The organism is Spirosoma luteum DSM 19990 (assembly GCF_000374065.1).
GTDB lineage: Bacteria > Bacteroidota > Bacteroidia > Cytophagales > Spirosomataceae > Spirosoma > Spirosoma luteum.
The window spans coordinates 104,894-120,280 of record NZ_KB893279.1 but is presented as its reverse complement, the minus strand read 5'-3'; the positions used below and the strand labels follow the sequence as shown (position 1 = coordinate 120,280).

The following is a 15,387-nucleotide window of genomic DNA, read 5'->3' as shown; positions in this document are numbered from 1 at the left end:
CAGTCTATACCTTGATAATCACTTTTTTCCGGTACATCCACCACAAAATTATAAACCAGATACCCACAAACGTTAAGGCGCCGGCGAGTGACGCATTTTTAGGATCGGCAAACGGAGGAGCAATGAATGTGCGGAAAAGGTACTGCTGCAACCCCACTTCGGTGCCATCTGGTCTGGTTACGTGAATCAGGTTCATCATACGCGGAATCAGCCCCGACAAAAAGAAAACGGTGATGGCGTTCACACCAAATGCCACAATCGGCAGTACGCCCCGCTTCCGGTTTTTCACGTCAATCAGCCAGTAGCACAAAGCCAGCCCAATCATAGCCAGGCCGCCAGCCAGCAACACGTACGAACTGGTCCAGAGGGCTTTATTGATGGGAAAGAAGCCGCCCCACAGCAGCCCGCCCAGGGTGGTTAGGCAACCCGCCGTAAAAAGCCCGGCTGCCTTCTCCATTACTACGCGGTTACTGCGCAGCCAGGCACCGGTCAATAGACCCAACAAACCGGTACCAATAGCCGGCAGAGTACTCAACAACCCTTCCGGGTCCCACACTTTGGCGGGTTTGTAGACGTGGGCAGGTGTCAGAATAACCCGGTCGAACCAGGCCGCCAGATTACTTTCGGGTTCCATATTGGCATAACCTACTCCGGGCACGGGAACAACCGTTAACAGGAACCAATAGCTAAACAGTATGCCGACAAGCAGGTACAGTTGCTGGCGTGGAGTAGTTTTCAGAAAAATAAGGGAACAGGCAAGATACACCAGGGCAATTCGCTGCAACACGCCCATAATCCGAACCGTAATAAGATCGAACTTCGGGAAAAAACTCAGGAAAAACCCCAACATAAACAACGTAATACTCCGTTTCACAATCTTGCCGATCACCCCTTTTTGCGCGTCATTCCGGCCTAAAGCAAAGGTGATGGATACGCCAACAATGAACAGGAAGAAGGGGAATATTAAGTCGGTAGGCGTCCAGCCGTTCCAGGGAGCGTGTTCGAGTGGCGCGTAGATATGCCCCCAGTCCCCCGGATTATTAACCAGAATCATAGCCGCCACCGTCAGACCCCGAAAGAAATCGAGCGAGAGCAAACGATCAGATTGGTGCTCGTTTGGTAAGGTGATAGCAGGGCTGCTCGAAACGGAAGGTTGCATAATGGCCAAAAAGGTTTCCCGAAGATACAAACAATAAAAGAATGGAATCAACTGAACACCCTTGCCAGTTTCTTTTCCAAATCCTTTTCCAGTTGCAATAAGCCTTCGGCATTGGGCAGATAGGTCAAGGCCCGGTGGTGCCGTAAATCGAATGGAATATCACCTACCGACTGCGTGATGGGAATAACCAGTTTGCCCAGCGTATGCGCCACGCCCGTTTCATAGAAAACATTCGGGTTGCGGTCGGTGAAGTCGGTGATGACAGCCCTCGATGTGAAAATTAAATCGAACACATCCTGAATCAGAATACTGTTATCCCAGATATCATCGGCCCGTTTACAGTCGATGCCTAATGTGGCACATACATTCCGGATGGCAGTATACGTACCGGAGAATTTACCGTCAAAAGGCATCATCACCGACAGCCGGTTCGGTTGAACTGGCTTATCAGGAATACGAAACACATCAGGAGCAAACGTGATAACCTGCTCTGGCGGATGTGCTTGAACGGTCGACACAAAGGCCGAAGCCACCGGCACAAGCTGTTTCATCCCCACTTTCCGTCCCTCCACGTACCGCTCTATTTCGGATAGATTGATGGTGCCATCGGCAATGAGTTTCGACAGCACCTGCAAGCTGTTACCGTCGTAGTCGTCGTCGCGGAAATCCAGGCTACGCAGCAGGCGGGGATGGTCTTCAATCAGGTCGACGTTGTCCGTCAGGTAAGCGACCCGAAACCAGTCGGCTTTAGTAAAATGTGCCCTGACAAATTCGTGGAGTGCAAAAAGCCGGGCCGTTCGTTGTTTTGTTTCTTTAGTCATAACGCCGTTGAATGGTAACTTTTATAATATAACTATAATATAAAATACAAGTATAGCATTTTTATGTATTACAAAACAACAGTACCACAGACTCCAGTCTGTTTTTATTCACGCTAAGGTTGTTCAATGGATAGAATGAAGTTTATAGTACCCCTATCGGTACTTCTCACTCAAATAGGAGTGGGGCCACGCCTGCCAGTCGGTAACGAGCCCGGCTTTTACGGGGTTTCGCAGAACGTAATTGACAATTCAGTTTAGTTCGTCGGCATTCCGTACGTAGTGGTCGTAGCTTTCAGGTTGCCAAAACGAACCGGCCCGATTCAGTAGCCGGTTAGCCAGCAACGCTGAACCACCTTTTATACGCTTAATAGCGGTGTACAATGACTTGTAATTTTGCTCGTTGATTACATCGTCAGCATTTATGGTATCTAACTGAAAAGATAGATTAACTACCATATGTACATGGTTTGACATTACACAATAAGCCAAGAGTTCGTAGTAATATGTGTCGTACTGGTGCAGTTTGGTTTTGAGAATCCCGGCTCTTTCGGGAAGTTTCAACCAGTCAGGTCCGAACTGGCTGGTGTCTAGAAAGTAGTCGACCCGGGCAAAATATCGTTTATGTTCTGCGTAACGTTCATCGGTACCTCTGCCCTGGTCCCCTATTCGGTGCAAAGCCAGTCGCTTTTCTTCCTGTAACCGGTTCAACACTTCTTTCGGGATAGCTCCCTTCAAATTGAACGTCACAAAAAACAAGCCCCAATATGTTGCCAATGCGGCAGGTTGCGATAGTACTCCGTAATAAGCATGAAGGTACCACAGACTTCAGTCTGCTCCTGCTTCGACAAACCCCGTTTGTTATACAAGTCGGCGGTGTCGCGGTTGCGGTATTTGGCGCGTTGCCGGAATTTGCGGGAGTCGGTGCCCTGATATGGCCGGTCCGTCAAATCAACCCGGTTAGCCATCCCTACCAATGTGCTGCTGGAAATTTCGTGACCACGTAACGGTGCTGTTCGCGTCAAGGGATTTGGCTAATTAAATCGATAATGATAGATTTGATTAGTCACAAGCTTATCATAATGTTAGATCATACAACAGCAAAAATGACTCGTTTGCCAATTGATGATAGCGATCAAGAGCTAATTCGACAGGCTCGGGATCTAATTACACTTCGGTATAAACCTGACGTTCATGCTGTCAGCTCAGTACTTAGAACTAAATCAGGGAAGGTCTTCGAAGGTATTCACTTAGAAGCTTACATTGGCCGAATTGCCGTTTGCGCAGAAGCAGTTACAATTGGAATAGCTGCTACACAGGGGGATAGTGATATAGAGTCAATTGTAGCCGTTTACCACACAGGAAAGATAGTGGCTCCTTGTGGCATGTGTCGAGAATTAATTTCTGACTATGCTTCTGATACCCTAGTGATTTTGGAAGATAGTGCAGGTATTTTCAAGACCCCAGTACTTGATCTGTTACCAATCAAGTATGAGAGAGAATAAAACTATTTTCAGAAGTAGACATAGCGCTTACTTAAATCGATCTTTTCTTGAAAAGATCGAATAACATAATTGGAGTTACAAAACGACTATCCAAAAAGCACAACGCCCGGCTCTCTTACATGAGTGGCCGGGCGTTGTACTTTTGACAGAAATCAGTTTAGAACCGCCAGCGCACGAAGGCTTCCATGGCTTCGTATTCAGCTAAACCCAATTTGTTGTATAGTTCAGCCGTGTCACGGTTGCGGTCTTCGGCGCGTTGCCAGAACTCGCGGGAGTCGGTGCCCTGATACACCACGCCATCTTTCTGCGACTGGTGTTTGAAGATACCCAGCCGCTTTTTCATCACCTGGTCGGGCGACATAGGTACGGCCATTTCAATTTCGTGAATATCCCACTCGGCCCAGGCTCCGCGATACAGCCATACCCAGCAGTCTTTCATGAACGATTCGTCCTTCAGTCGACGCACGGCTTCCAGTACAGCGTCCAGACACACTTTATGGGTGCCGTGTGGGTCAGCAAGGTCACCGGCGGCATAGATTTGATGAGGCTTTACCTCTGCAATCAGTGCCATGGTGATTTTAACATCTTCCTCGCTCAGCGGCTTTTTCGCGACCGTGCCTGTTTCATAAAAAGGCATGTTCATGAAGTGCGCCTGTTCTACCGGAATACCCACGAAGCGGCAGGTCGATTTAGCTTCGCCCATCCGAATCAACCCCTTCACATACCGTACTTCGGCCGTATCCATTTCGGTATCCCCTTTATTGCGGAGCGATGCAGCGGCATCCTGAAAAATTCGGGTAGCTTCGGGACTTTTGATGTCAAACTTCGTATTGAAGTCTACTACGTAGTCGGCAAAACGCAGGGCTTCATCATCCGCTACGGCAATGTTGCCCGATGTCTGGTAACCGATGTGTACCTCATGTCCTTGGTCAACAAGGCGCTGGAAGGTCCCCCCCATCGAAATAATATCATCGTCGGGGTGGGGGCTGAAAATCAGGCAGCGTTTGTGGGCAGGCAGCGCACGTTCGGGCCGGTTGGCATCATCGGCGTCAGGCTTGCCGCCCGGCCAGCCGGTAATGGTATGCTGAAGCTGGTTGAATACGTCGATGTTGATATCATAGGCCTGCCCATATTGTGCCAGCAGGTCACTCATTCCGTTATCGTTGTAATCGCGGTCGGTAAGTTTCAGGATTGGCTTGCTGAGGGTCAAGGACAGATGCGTGACCGCCTTTTTCTTCATCCGATTGTCCCACACCACGGAATCCACCAGCCAGGGTGTTTTCATGCGGGTTAACTCAGACGCAGCCGCTTCATCAATCACAAACAGCGCGTTTGGGTGGGTTTGCAGGTAAGAAGCCGGATTCAGTTCGGTTACCAATCCCTCTACAGCACCCTTAATAACGGGCGCTTTACGTTCTCCCCAAGCCAGTAACACCACCCGTCGGGCACCCAGAATACTCGACACCCCCATCGTAATGGCCTTACGGGGTGTTTTGGGTAATCCCCCAAAGTCAACCGAAGCAGCCGCCCGCGTAGAGTTATCCAGCATCATCAGGCGGGTGTGCGAGTTGATAAGCGACCCCGGTTCGTTGAAACCGATATGGCCGTTACCCCCGATACCGAGCAGCTGAAAATCGAGACCACCGGCGGCTTCAATTTCAGCCTCGTACTTTTTAGTAAACTCACTTACCTTTTCTGGGCGGAGTGTACCGTCGGGCACATGGTAATTGTCCTTCGGAATATCGACGTGGTCGAACAGTTGTTCCCGCATAAACCGCCAGTAACTCTGCAACGAGTTAGGCTCCATGGGGTAGTATTCGTCCAGGTTGAACGATACAACGTTGTGGAAACTCAGGCCCTCTTCGCGGTGCATCCGAATCAATTCAGCGTAGACTGTTTTGGGCGATGAGCCGGTAGCAAGACCCAGAATACAGGGTTTACCTTCGCCTTGTTTCTGACGAATCAGGCTGGCGATTTCCTGCGCTACGGCCCGGGAGGCATCTTTAGCGTCGGCGTAGATATGCGTCGGAATTTTTTCGTACGTAATGGCCGACTGAATGGGACCACCGGTAGGCATTTCGCCCGCCGGTGCTATACCGTTCGGGTTTTCGAGTGCGGGAGACTCCGTTATCATGATACGTTAGGCGGAGAAAAGATATGACTACACAAAGGTCTGAAAAAAATCAGGTAGTTTCCAGCGATTTGGCCAAAAGGGCTATATATTTTTAAAATTTTTTATTAATTGACCCATACAGAACTGGTTCCTGCTTCCATGGTCCGGAAACGCATAAAATCGCTTTGACAGTCCGGAAAGTCGCGTTCACCCACGGGCCATTCTATCAGCCACTACGGCTGTTTCTAATGAGGTCAGGCCATTGGCTTCCGTAATGATCCGGTGCGTTTCGGGATAATGGATGGCGGCTGACTGATCGCGGAACATGAGCCGGAGCAGTTCGCTGTAAATGTGCTGTTTCTCGTTGCCGAAGCCGAATTTAAGTTCAATCTGCTGGTAGGCCTCGAACGTTTTATGCCGTCCGCGCAGGGTACGGTCTTTCCCACCAATGTTGGCCGTTACGTTGAGTTGGGCACCCGGAAACAAATCCATCAGGGCACGGGTCGTTTCCTCGTCCGCTACGCAGCGCATCACCATCCGGGTGGGCACCCATTCATACAGGGTGATGTCGCCCCGCTCAAAGAGCAGCCGCATTTCCTGCCGGTCCATACGCCCGGTTTGGGTGAAACCATGATAAAAGTTAACCAATTTTTTGCCGGTTGCTTCATCACCGTATTCCACCGTAGCCTGAACCTGATCCTCTATATCGGCGGAATTTGGGCGCTTTAAAATTCGTGAAGCAATTACTTTTCCGTCGCCCAGCCAACCGGCAAACATGTCGAAGAAATGAACCCCGTGCTCGATAAAAATACCGCCCGATTTCTCCCGGTCCCAGAACCAGTGTTCAGGCGACAAGCCCTCGTCGCCAGCGTAGTTTTCGAAGTAGCCATGCAGGAACTCCCCCAATAAATTTTTATCAATCAGGTGCTTCACCCGGGCGAACATCGGGTTGTACCGCTGCATGAGGTTGGTTACCATCAGCAGGCCTTTTTGCTTTGCCAAGGCCAGCATCTCTTCACCCTGTTCGGGGTTCATGGCCAGGGGCTTTTCACAGATAACGTGCTTACCGGCATTCAGGGCCAGCATGGACTGTTCGTAATGTAGAAACGGTGGGGTAGCAATGTAAATCAGGTCCACATCCGGGTGACTCACCAGTTCCTCCAGGCTACCTAACTGCTCCGCGCCAAACCGTTTGGCGACGGCAATCGCTTCTTCGCGCTTTGAGCCAGCAATGGCCACCAGGTTCGTGTGGGGCACCTGTAAAAACTGCTGAACGGCAAACAGACCGAAGCCTCCCATACCGATAACACCGATACCAATTTCGCGTACATCTGCCGCGTCTGTATTTGTCATATTCCAGGTTGTATACAGCAAATCAACCATTTACAGGTCTCTTATGTTGGAAAAAAACTATTTCTCCGGTAATTTAGCCATCCGCAGGTGTAGCCTGCTTAACGACGTAACCAGCAAGATTTTTTACCGCTATTATGGCATCCTTTAAATTGACCATTAATAATCAGCCGCACACGGTGGACGTTGAGCCAACGATGCCGCTACTGTGGGCCATCCGCGACGTAGTCGGGCTGACCGGCACCAAGTTTGGCTGTGGTATTGCCCAATGTGGAGCCTGTACGGTACACCTGGATGGAAACCCCATCCGGTCCTGTAGCTACCCCGTATCGGCAGCGGCAGGGCATAAGATTACGACGATTGAAGGTATTTCTAAAAATGCCGACCACCCGGTGCAGAAAGCCTGGGTTGAGCATCAGGTGCCCCAATGTGGCTATTGCCAATCGGGGCAAATCATGTCGGCGGTAGCTTTACTGAAGCAGACGCCTAAACCAACCGATGCCGATATCGATACCGCCATGCAGGGGAATATATGCCGGTGTGGTACCTACAATCGTGTTCGTGCCGCTATTCATACGGCTTCGGGCGAGATGGCCAGTCTTCCTAAATCAACCCCTAAAGTCGGTAAGCGATGAGCCAGAAACCAACCCAACCAAACGCATCCCGCCGGGATTTCCTGAAGGCGGCTGGTCTGACCGGAGCTGTTTTTGCCCTTGGCTGTACTACCAACGATGTTCATGCCAGCCCGGTACTGAACCTGAGCGCTTTACCCGAATCGGTAGAGCTGACGCCATATATCCTGATTGAGAAGTCGGGCAAAATTACCATCATGAACCCCCGTCCCGAAATTGGACAGGGCACCTTTCAGTCTATTCCAGCCCTTATTGCCGAAGAACTGAACATTTCACTCGACAAAGTAACCATCCGGCAGACCGGGGGCGAAACCAAGTTTGGGGATATGTGGTCGCAGGCCGTAGGCGGTAGTGGCTCCGTTCGGGGTGGCTATCTGCCCATGCGTAAGGTGGGGGCATCCGCCCGCGAAATGCTCATTAAAGCCGCCAGCGACCAGTGGAACGTACCCGTTGCCGAGTGTACTGCCGAAAACGCAACCGTCATCCACAAACCGTCCGGTAAAAAGCTTTCGTACGGCGAATTGGCCGGAACAGCGGCAAAACTCCCGGTTCCCAAAGAACCTAAACTAAAAGACCCGGCACAGTTTACCATCCTGGGTAAGCCAATGCCCCGCCCCGATGTACCACTCAAAGTAACTGGTCAGGCGATGTTTGGTATTGATTCCCGGGTTCCGAATATGGTGTATGCGTCCATTGAACGCAGTCCCATTCTGGGAAGTAAGCTGTCTGGTTTCGATGCGGCTCAGGCGTTGAAAATCAAGGGGGTGAAGCAGGCGGTGAAAGTGGAGCGCGTCGTGGGCAAAAACCGCTACGAAGGGGTTGCCATCATTGCGGACAACTACTGGGCTGCGCTGCAAGGTCGCAAAGCCCTCAAGGTTACGTGGGACCATCAGGGTCACGACACCTTCAACACGGCCAACTTTGAAAAACAGTTGCGTGATCTGGCCAAATCAGAGGGCGTCATCGGGCACAATACGGGCGACTTTGACAAGTCATTTGCCGAGAGTCCAAATCAACTAGAGGCTTTCTACGAGACGCCTATGCTGAGTCACTCTACTATGGAGCCGATGAATGCCCTGGCGCATTATCAGACTGACGGAAAAGTAACGCTGTGGCTATCCACGCAGGGTGGAGACCTGGCCCGGCAGGAAGTAGCGAAGGTACTGGCCATTCCGGTCGATGACGTAACCGTGCATGTGCAGTTTAACGGCGGTGGTTTCGGCCGGCGGATTACGCAGGATTTTGCCAGCGAAGCAGCAACGCTCTCCAAAACGATTGGCAAACCCGTAAAGGTTATCTGGACGCGGGAAGACGATACGCAGCTTGGCCCTTTCCGTCCCATGACGTTTTCGGCCATGCGGGGTGCCCTGTCGGCTGACGGGAAAGCAGTTGCCCTGCAACACAAAGTCATTGCCCCGTCTATCGACGCGACAATGAACGAAACGTATGATAAGACCAAGCCCGACGGCACCATGCTGGAGGGCACCAACGAACAGAAATACGACATTCCGAATCTGAACACCCGGTATGTTCACGCGGATATTCACATCCCGCTTACCTACTGGCGGTCGGTGACAAGCTCGACGCTAGCCTTCGCCCACGAGTGCTTTCTGGACGAAATGGCGCACAAAGCGGGGCAGGACCCAATGGCGTTCCGGCTTGCGATGCTGACGAACGGTTCCGATACGAAACGTGTACTGGAAAAGTTGAAAGAAGTATCAGGCTGGGATAAGCCACTTCCGGCAGGAAAAGGGCGTGGCGTAGCGCAATGGGACTTTTTCGCCGGGCTGGCGGGTCAGGTGGTGGAAGTGTCGAAGACTAAAGACGGCGGTATTTCCGTCGATAAAGTGTACTGCGTTATCGACCTCGGTACGGTGGTAAACCCCGATACGGTGAAGGCACAGGTGGAAGGTTCGGTAGCGATGGCCCTCACAGCTGCGCTGAAAGACGGCATCACGTTTGAAAATGGACAGGCCGTACAAGCCAACTTCGACAAGAACCGGATGTTGCGCATTAACGAGATGCCCGAAGTAGAGGTACACATTCTGGCCGAAGGCGGACCAACCATTAAAGGGGTTGGCGAACCGGGTTTACCACCCCTGGCGCCAGCATTAGCGAACGCTGTTTTTGCCGCCACGGGCAAGCGCATCCGTCGGCTGCCGTTCGATCTGGAAAAGGTATAGGCTGGTTTAGCGCATGACTATTGCAACCATTATCCTGGCCGCCGGTAGTTCCAGCCGTCTCGGAGAGCCCAAACAACTACTCACGAATAACGGAAAAACATTGGTTCGCCAAATAACCGAAACGGCCCTGTCTCTCCAGGCAGGGCCGGTTATTGTTGTACTGGGTGCCAATCAGGCGCGTATACAGGCGGAACTGGCGGATTTACCGATTCAGCTGGTTCATAACCCAGACTGGCCGGAAGGCATGGCTTCGTCATTACAGACAGGGCTGAACTGCATAACCGACCAGCCCATTGACAGTTTTCTGGTGCTGCTCACCGACCAGCCCTTTGTGACCCCCTCCCTGCTACAGCAACTCATTGATACCCGTCAGAAAACGAATCGGGGTATTATAGCGTGCCAGTATGGAGAAGCTGATTTTCTGGGCGTACCAGCCCTGTTTGATATCCAGTATCGGGCAGCATTCATGCAGCTATCGGGTGATGTGGGGGCCCGTAAGCTCATAAAACAGCACGTAAATGACTGTGCAGCGATACTGTTCCCCCTGGCTACCGTTGATTTGGATACGAAGCAGGATGTAGAAAACTGGCAATCCTCCCGTTCCTCCTTACCTTTGTAGCAGAAATGGCCAGACTTTTAGCAATCGACTATGGTGCCAAGCGTACCGGCATCGCCGTAACAGACCCGTTGCAGTTGATTGCATCGGGTCTGGAAACGGTGCCGTCGCACGAAGTGCTGAAATTCCTGAAAACTTATATCGTTCGGGAGCCGGTCGATGCGTTTATCGTTGGATTGCCAAAGGGGCTGGATGGGCTGGATACCGACAATACGCCCAGGGTAAGGAAGTTTGTGACACACCTGCAAAATGCCCTGCCTGATATCCCTGTTCACTGGCACGACGAACGGTTCACGTCCGTCATGGCCCTTCAGGCAATGATTTCGAACGGCAGTACCAAAAAAGACCGTCGCCAGAAAGGGAACATCGATAAAATTAGCGCGGCCATTATTCTACAGTCATTCATGGAAAGCAAAAAGAGTTATGAATGATAAATGATGAATTATGAATGATAAATAACTATCGCGGTGAACAATTTATCATTCATAATTCATCATTTATCATTCATAACTCATCATTCAACTTATGATTCTCCCTATCGTTGCTTATGGTGACCCGATTCTTCGGAAGCGGGCAAAGATTATTGAACCGGGAACCCTCGATGTGAAAGCATTGAGCGAAACGATGTTCGAAACGATGTACGCAGCATCGGGTGTGGGGCTGGCGGCTCCGCAAATTGGGCAGAGCATCCGGCTATTTGTTGTCGATGGTGAACCCCTGAATGAAGACGAAGCGGAAGAGGACATTGACCAAACCCTGATTGGGTTCAAGAAGGTATTCATCAACCCTGAAATCATTGAGGAAGCGGGCGACGACTGGGATTTTGAGGAAGGTTGCCTGAGCATTCCGGGTATCCGGGGTGAAGTACGTCGGCCCGAAATCATCGTGATTCGGTATATGGATACCGACTGGAACGAACGCGAAGAAGAATATGAGGGCATGGCAGCCCGAATCATCCAGCACGAATACGACCACCTCGACGGCAAACTGTTCACCGATTATCTGCCTACCCTCCGCCGAACCCTCATCAAGAAAAAACTGGCCGATATCACCAAAGGCAAGACCGACGCCGAGTATAAAATGAAATTCCCTAAATAATGATCAATGATGAATAGTTGAAAGAGACCGTGCTCGCCTATTCATCATTTATAATTCATGAATGTCTCCCTCCTCCAACCCGACCTGTACTGGCATGACCCCGTAGCAAACCGGGCGATGCTGGAGGAGCGTATCTTTAGCCTGCCCGAATCCACCGACCTGATTGTATTGCCCGAAATGTTTACGACAGGCTTTACAATGGATGCTGCCGCTGTGGCCGAACCCATGAACCTGACTACGTTTCGCTGGTTAAAGCAAATGGCCGCCCAAACGGGAGCCGTGGTAACGGGTAGTTACGTCGTGCAGGAAAAGGACAGCCGGAATGCCGTATCACCGACGGGTCGGAAGTTTTTCAACCGGCTTATCTGGATGCAGCCCGACGGGCAGTTTGACACCTACGACAAACGACACCTGTTCCGGATGGCGGGCGAAGACACCATCTACACCGCCGGGACGCACCGGATTGTGAAGGTCTGGAAAGGGTGGCGTATTTGTCCGCTTGTCTGTTACGACCTCCGCTTCCCGGTCTGGAGCCGCAACACCCAGGCAGCTCCCTCTTTATTCGATTTCGATTTACTGCTGTACGTAGCCAACTGGCCAGCCGCCCGGCGCAACGCCTGGAATGTGCTCCTACAAGCCCGCGCTATTGAAAACCTGAGCTACGTTGTCGGCGTTAATCGGGTTGGTAGAGACGGAAACGGGCACCCCTACAGTGGCGATTCGGCCGTAATCGATTACAAAGGCGAGGTCCTTTTCCGCCAGTCCGATATAGAAACGGTTCACCAGCAAACGCTCTTGCTGGATGAACTACGCGCCTTTCGGGCAACGTTTCCGGCAAACCTGGATGCCGATAGCTTCACGATTAGCCATTAACCGTTTCGAACAGGTTCAGCAGCTCGCGGGCACTGCCCAGCGTGGTGAATAATTTTCCCGTCAGTTGCTCATCTTCTACCCGCTCATGCGCCCAGGTAACAGCGGATGGAATGTGGATGGCCCGCCCGCCAATATGCACTACCGGTAGTATATCCGATTTCAATGAGTTGCCAATCATCAGAAAATCAACCGGTTCTACCCCATGTTTCTTCAGCNCCCGCCGGTAAGCCTCTTCATTCTTTTCGCTGAGAATTTCTACATATTTGAAGTGGTGTACCAATCCCGAACGGGCTATTTTACTCTCCTGATCGAACAGGTCGCCTTTGGTTAGCAGCATCAAATCGAACTGGGTGGACAGGATTTCGAGAACTTCTTCAACTCCATCCAGCAGGTCAATGGGGAAGTCGAGTAACTGCCGTCCGGCATTGATGATTTGCTGAATCTCGGTACTCGTTATGGCACCGTCGGTCAGCTCAATGGCTGTTTCAATCATGGAAAGAATAAAGCTCTTGGCTCCATAGCCAAAGTGCTGGAGATTACGAATCTGCGCATCGTAGAATCGGCTCTCCAGTGTGTCCTGGTCAATATGATGAGAAAGCAGCTCGCATAATTTCTGCTTCACGTCAACGTAGTTTGGTTCGTTTACCCAGAGGGTATCGTCGGCATCAAAAGCGATTAGTTTCATAGCTCTAGCAGGTTTAGGATAAGGACAAAAATAACGCTTGATTCGGAAATAGGTTAACTGGCATTGGTTTAGTTCATCATTGACCCGCCGTATTTTGCGCAATTAGATTTGCGTCATATTCCTGAAATGGCCAATTTGCCGCCTATTCCTAACGCTTTTTTTTCCTTCTATTATTATGACTTTCACAGAGCAGGATCAGGATCAAATTCTGGTACAAGGCATACCACTCGACAGGATTGACCAACAGATAAATCACTTCGTTCAGGGCTTTCCATTTCTGAACGTAATCAAAGCGGCTACCATTGGTGATGGCATTGTCCGGATTGACGAAGACCAGCTGTCAACCTATACCCAGCGATTTGACTCAGCCGCCCATGAGCGTGATTTGGTGAAGTTCGTACCTGCTTCGGGAGCCGCTACCCGCATGTTTAAGACCCTCTTTTCGGCCCTGGATGGTAAGATGGATAAATCCGTCGATGAGGTATTCGACCGCCTGACCGACTTCGCCTTTTACGACGATTTGAAAAAGGTGATGGCTGCCAAAGATCAGAATATAGAAAAAGCAGACCGGCAGACTGTGCTACGTTTTCTACTCACCGAAGAAGGGCTCGACTACGGTAGTTTACCCAAAGGTCTGCTTAAGTTTCACCGCTATATCGATGGCCCCCGTACGCCGGTAGAAGAGCACCTGGTAGAAGGTGCGGCCTACGCTAATTCGGATGGTCTGGTAAAAATCCACTTCACGGTTTCGCCCGAACACCGGAGCCGTTTCGAGCAGCTCATCAACGAGCAGAAAGCCGATTACGAGGCCTGGCTTGGGGTTACGTTCGATATTAGCTTCTCGGAACAGAAGAAAGCGACGGATACGATTTCGGTCAATATGGATAATTCACCGTTCCGCAATGCCGATAATTCGCTGCTATTCCGGCCCGCGGGGCACGGTGCACTGATTGAAAACCTGAATGACATCGACGCCGATATTGTGTTTATCAAGAATATTGACAACGTTGTCCCAGACGAAATTAAGGAGCCAACAGTTACCTACAAGAAAGTGCTGGCGGCAGTATTACTCGACTCTCAACAGCAGATAGCCCGGTTGCAGGGACTTCTGGAAGGCAGCGACGTAAGTGATGGCTATTTGGCCGAGGCCGATGAACTTCTCCGCCGTACCTTATTTACCCTGCCACCAGATGGGTTTGATAGCCTGTCGAAAGAAGAAAAGCTCGACTATTTCCGGCGTAAACTGGATCGTCCGGTGCGAGTATGTGGCATGGTTAAAAACGTGGGTGAGCCAGGTGGAGGCCCTTTCTGGGCCAAAAATCAGGATGGCTCTACATCCCTGCAAGTAGTTGAGTCGGCGCAGATAGACCTGGAGAATCCAGCACAAAAAGCCATTTTTGACGAGGCTACACATTTCAATCCGGTCGATCTGGTCTGTGGTCTGAAAGACCACACCGGAAAAAAATACGACCTGCCTGCCTATCGCGACCCACAAACGGGTTTCATAACGGCCAAGTCGAAAGACGGGAAAGAGTTGAAGGCGCAGGAGTTGCCCGGTTTGTGGAATGGAGCGATGGCCGACTGGAACACTATTTTTGTGGAAGTCCCTCTCATTACGTTCAACCCAGTGAAAACGGTGAACGATTTGCTACGGAAAGAACACCAGCCGTTGTAAGGTTTACGGTATTTAGTTTATGGTTGGCTAACGCACGATCTGTTAATGCGTTAGCCAACCTCAAACCGAAAACCTTATCTCCGCCTACGCCGTCATCCGATTCATCGGTGATTCGGCTAAGTCAGTCCCGTTTGCGCCGATGGCTATTTCTTTGGTGGCCAGTAGCCCTGGGTTCTGAAATGTCAGCAGGGTCGTGTTTTCGTAAACGCCGAGATTGGCATCCCGAACCCGCTCCATGATGGGCCGTAACGCACAGGCAACTTCGTCAGAGCAATCGTCGCACTTAACGTAAAAGTTAAATGAAACACAGGGCGTTGGAGCAATGGGGCCATCAATTACCCGAAGCACCTGTGCCAGGTTAACCCGGCCGGGATCTACCCGCAATAAGTACCCTCCTCCTTTCCCTTTTTGGCTTTGCAAAATTCCGTGGTTGCGTAATTCCAGCAGAATAGCCTCCAGGAATTTCTTCGGAATGTTTTCCTTCGCGGAGATATAGGAAATGAGTACAGGACCTTTGCCATATTCTTCAGTCAAAACCTTGAGGGCTTTGATTGCATACTTGGCTTTCTTCGATATCATGGTTACGGTGGTTGGGGGTTATAGAAATAATGTGTAATCAAATTTATTGCCAAACAGTCATGAACTTCCTAAAAGTTCATAGACGTAGTTGGGTATAAGAC

The 15,387-nt window shown here is 50.8% G+C and carries 16 protein-coding genes; 8 read left to right on the top strand and 8 right to left on the bottom strand.

The window, feature by feature from the left end:
• Positions 1-4: 4 nt before the first annotated feature.
• From B156_RS0121910 to B156_RS0121895, 4 genes are all read right to left on the bottom strand, one after another.
• Complete coding sequence (locus B156_RS0121910) at positions 5-1,159, bottom strand: acyltransferase family protein (RefSeq protein ID WP_052635784.1); 1,155 nt, start codon at positions 1,157-1,159, stop codon at positions 5-7.
• A 47-nt stretch (positions 1,160-1,206) separates the two neighbouring features.
• Entirely contained in the window at positions 1,207-1,980 is a 774-nt protein-coding gene (locus B156_RS0121905; protein WP_018621933.1) for a hypothetical protein, read from the bottom strand.
• Between the two features lie 249 nt (positions 1,981-2,229).
• Complete coding sequence (locus B156_RS31985; RefSeq protein WP_211211245.1) at positions 2,230-2,754, bottom strand: transposase; 525 nt, start codon at positions 2,752-2,754, stop codon at positions 2,230-2,232.
• Positions 2,724-3,002, bottom strand: coding sequence for a hypothetical protein (locus B156_RS0121895; protein ID WP_157627130.1), 279 nt, complete (start codon positions 3,000-3,002; stop codon positions 2,724-2,726). Before B156_RS0121895 ends, B156_RS31985 begins: the two co-directional genes overlap by 31 nt.
• Positions 3,003-3,026: 24 nt before the next feature.
• Here B156_RS0121895 and B156_RS0121890 point away from each other — a divergent pair, with 24 nt between their 5' ends.
• Entirely contained in the window at positions 3,027-3,482 is a 456-nt protein-coding gene (locus tag B156_RS0121890) for a cytidine deaminase (RefSeq protein ID WP_018621930.1), read from the top strand.
• Positions 3,483-3,639: 157 nt separating this feature from the next.
• Here the strand turns inward: B156_RS0121890 and nagB are convergent, their stop codons facing one another.
• Positions 3,640-5,616 carry a glucosamine-6-phosphate deaminase gene (nagB, locus tag B156_RS0121885; RefSeq protein ID WP_026260981.1) on the bottom strand — a complete coding sequence of 659 codons (1,977 nt, stop codon included), beginning with the start codon at positions 5,614-5,616 and terminating at the stop codon, positions 3,640-3,642.
• Between the two features lie 186 nt (positions 5,617-5,802).
• A complete protein-coding gene (locus B156_RS0121880) occupies positions 5,803-6,948 on the bottom strand; it encodes a Gfo/Idh/MocA family protein (protein WP_026260980.1) in 1,146 nt (381 codons plus the stop codon).
• A 134-nt stretch (positions 6,949-7,082) separates the two neighbouring features.
• On the opposite strand from B156_RS0121880, the gene B156_RS0121870 reads away from it, so the two are divergent.
• The 6 genes from B156_RS0121870 (at position 7,083) to B156_RS0121845 (ending at position 12,347) form a co-directional block, all read left to right on the top strand.
• The gene (locus B156_RS0121870) at positions 7,083-7,580 is read left to right on the top strand and encodes a (2Fe-2S)-binding protein (RefSeq protein WP_018621926.1); all 498 of its coding nucleotides are present in this window, start codon (positions 7,083-7,085) and stop codon (positions 7,578-7,580) included.
• Entirely contained in the window at positions 7,577-9,760 is a 2,184-nt protein-coding gene (locus B156_RS0121865) for a xanthine dehydrogenase family protein molybdopterin-binding subunit (RefSeq protein WP_018621925.1), read from the top strand. Before B156_RS0121870 ends, B156_RS0121865 begins: the two co-directional genes overlap by 4 nt.
• A gap of 13 nt (positions 9,761-9,773) precedes the next feature.
• A complete protein-coding gene (locus tag B156_RS0121860) occupies positions 9,774-10,379 on the top strand; it encodes a nucleotidyltransferase family protein (RefSeq protein WP_018621924.1) in 606 nt (201 codons plus the stop codon).
• Between the two features lie 5 nt (positions 10,380-10,384).
• Positions 10,385-10,807: a Holliday junction resolvase RuvX gene (ruvX, locus tag B156_RS0121855; RefSeq protein WP_018621923.1), complete on the top strand. Its 423-nt coding sequence runs from the start codon at positions 10,385-10,387 to the stop codon at positions 10,805-10,807.
• 94 nt (positions 10,808-10,901) lie between these two features.
• Complete coding sequence (def, locus tag B156_RS0121850) at positions 10,902-11,474, top strand: peptide deformylase (RefSeq protein ID WP_018621922.1); 573 nt, start codon at positions 10,902-10,904, stop codon at positions 11,472-11,474.
• Between the two features lie 57 nt (positions 11,475-11,531).
• Positions 11,532-12,347, top strand: coding sequence for an amidohydrolase (locus B156_RS0121845; RefSeq protein WP_018621921.1), 816 nt, complete (start codon positions 11,532-11,534; stop codon positions 12,345-12,347).
• Here the strand turns inward: B156_RS0121845 and B156_RS0121840 are convergent.
• Complete coding sequence (locus B156_RS0121840) at positions 12,337-13,032, bottom strand: HAD family hydrolase (RefSeq protein WP_018621920.1); 696 nt, start codon at positions 13,030-13,032, stop codon at positions 12,337-12,339. The genes B156_RS0121845 and B156_RS0121840 overlap by 11 nt on opposite strands.
• A 175-nt stretch (positions 13,033-13,207) precedes the next feature.
• Between B156_RS0121840 and B156_RS0121835 the strand changes: the two genes are divergently transcribed.
• Positions 13,208-14,707, top strand: a complete 1,500-nt coding sequence (locus B156_RS0121835; protein ID WP_018621919.1) for a DUF4301 family protein — start codon at positions 13,208-13,210, stop codon at positions 14,705-14,707.
• A gap of 84 nt (positions 14,708-14,791) precedes the next feature.
• Here the strand turns inward: B156_RS0121835 and B156_RS0121830 are convergent, their stop codons facing one another.
• Positions 14,792-15,286, bottom strand: coding sequence for an RrF2 family transcriptional regulator (locus tag B156_RS0121830; RefSeq protein ID WP_018621918.1), 495 nt, complete (start codon positions 15,284-15,286; stop codon positions 14,792-14,794).
• Between the last annotated feature and the right edge of the window lie 101 nt (positions 15,287-15,387).

Excerpts from the sequence above, each read along its gene's own strand:
- B156_RS0121910 (WP_052635784.1), bottom strand. The coding sequence starts at position 1,159 with ATGCAACCTTCCGTTTCGAGCAGCCCTGCTATCACCTTACCAAACGAG.
- B156_RS0121905 (WP_018621933.1), bottom strand. The coding sequence starts at position 1,980 with ATGACTAAAGAAACAAAACAACGAACGGCCCGGCTTTTTGCACTCCAC.
- B156_RS0121890 (WP_018621930.1), top strand. The coding sequence starts at position 3,027 with ATGATAGATTTGATTAGTCACAAGCTTATCATAATGTTAGATCATACA.
- nagB (WP_026260981.1), bottom strand. The coding sequence starts at position 5,616 with ATGATAACGGAGTCTCCCGCACTCGAAAACCCGAACGGTATAGCACCG.
- B156_RS0121880 (WP_026260980.1), bottom strand. The coding sequence starts at position 6,948 with ATGACAAATACAGACGCGGCAGATGTACGCGAAATTGGTATCGGTGTT.
- B156_RS0121870 (WP_018621926.1), top strand. The coding sequence starts at position 7,083 with ATGGCATCCTTTAAATTGACCATTAATAATCAGCCGCACACGGTGGAC.
- B156_RS0121865 (WP_018621925.1), top strand. The coding sequence starts at position 7,577 with ATGAGCCAGAAACCAACCCAACCAAACGCATCCCGCCGGGATTTCCTG.
- B156_RS0121860 (WP_018621924.1), top strand. The coding sequence starts at position 9,774 with ATGACTATTGCAACCATTATCCTGGCCGCCGGTAGTTCCAGCCGTCTC.
- ruvX (WP_018621923.1), top strand. The coding sequence starts at position 10,385 with ATGGCCAGACTTTTAGCAATCGACTATGGTGCCAAGCGTACCGGCATC.
- def (WP_018621922.1), top strand. The coding sequence starts at position 10,902 with ATGATTCTCCCTATCGTTGCTTATGGTGACCCGATTCTTCGGAAGCGG.
- B156_RS0121845 (WP_018621921.1), top strand. The coding sequence starts at position 11,532 with ATGAATGTCTCCCTCCTCCAACCCGACCTGTACTGGCATGACCCCGTA.
- B156_RS0121835 (WP_018621919.1), top strand. The coding sequence starts at position 13,208 with ATGACTTTCACAGAGCAGGATCAGGATCAAATTCTGGTACAAGGCATA.
- B156_RS0121830 (WP_018621918.1), bottom strand. The coding sequence starts at position 15,286 with ATGATATCGAAGAAAGCCAAGTATGCAATCAAAGCCCTCAAGGTTTTG.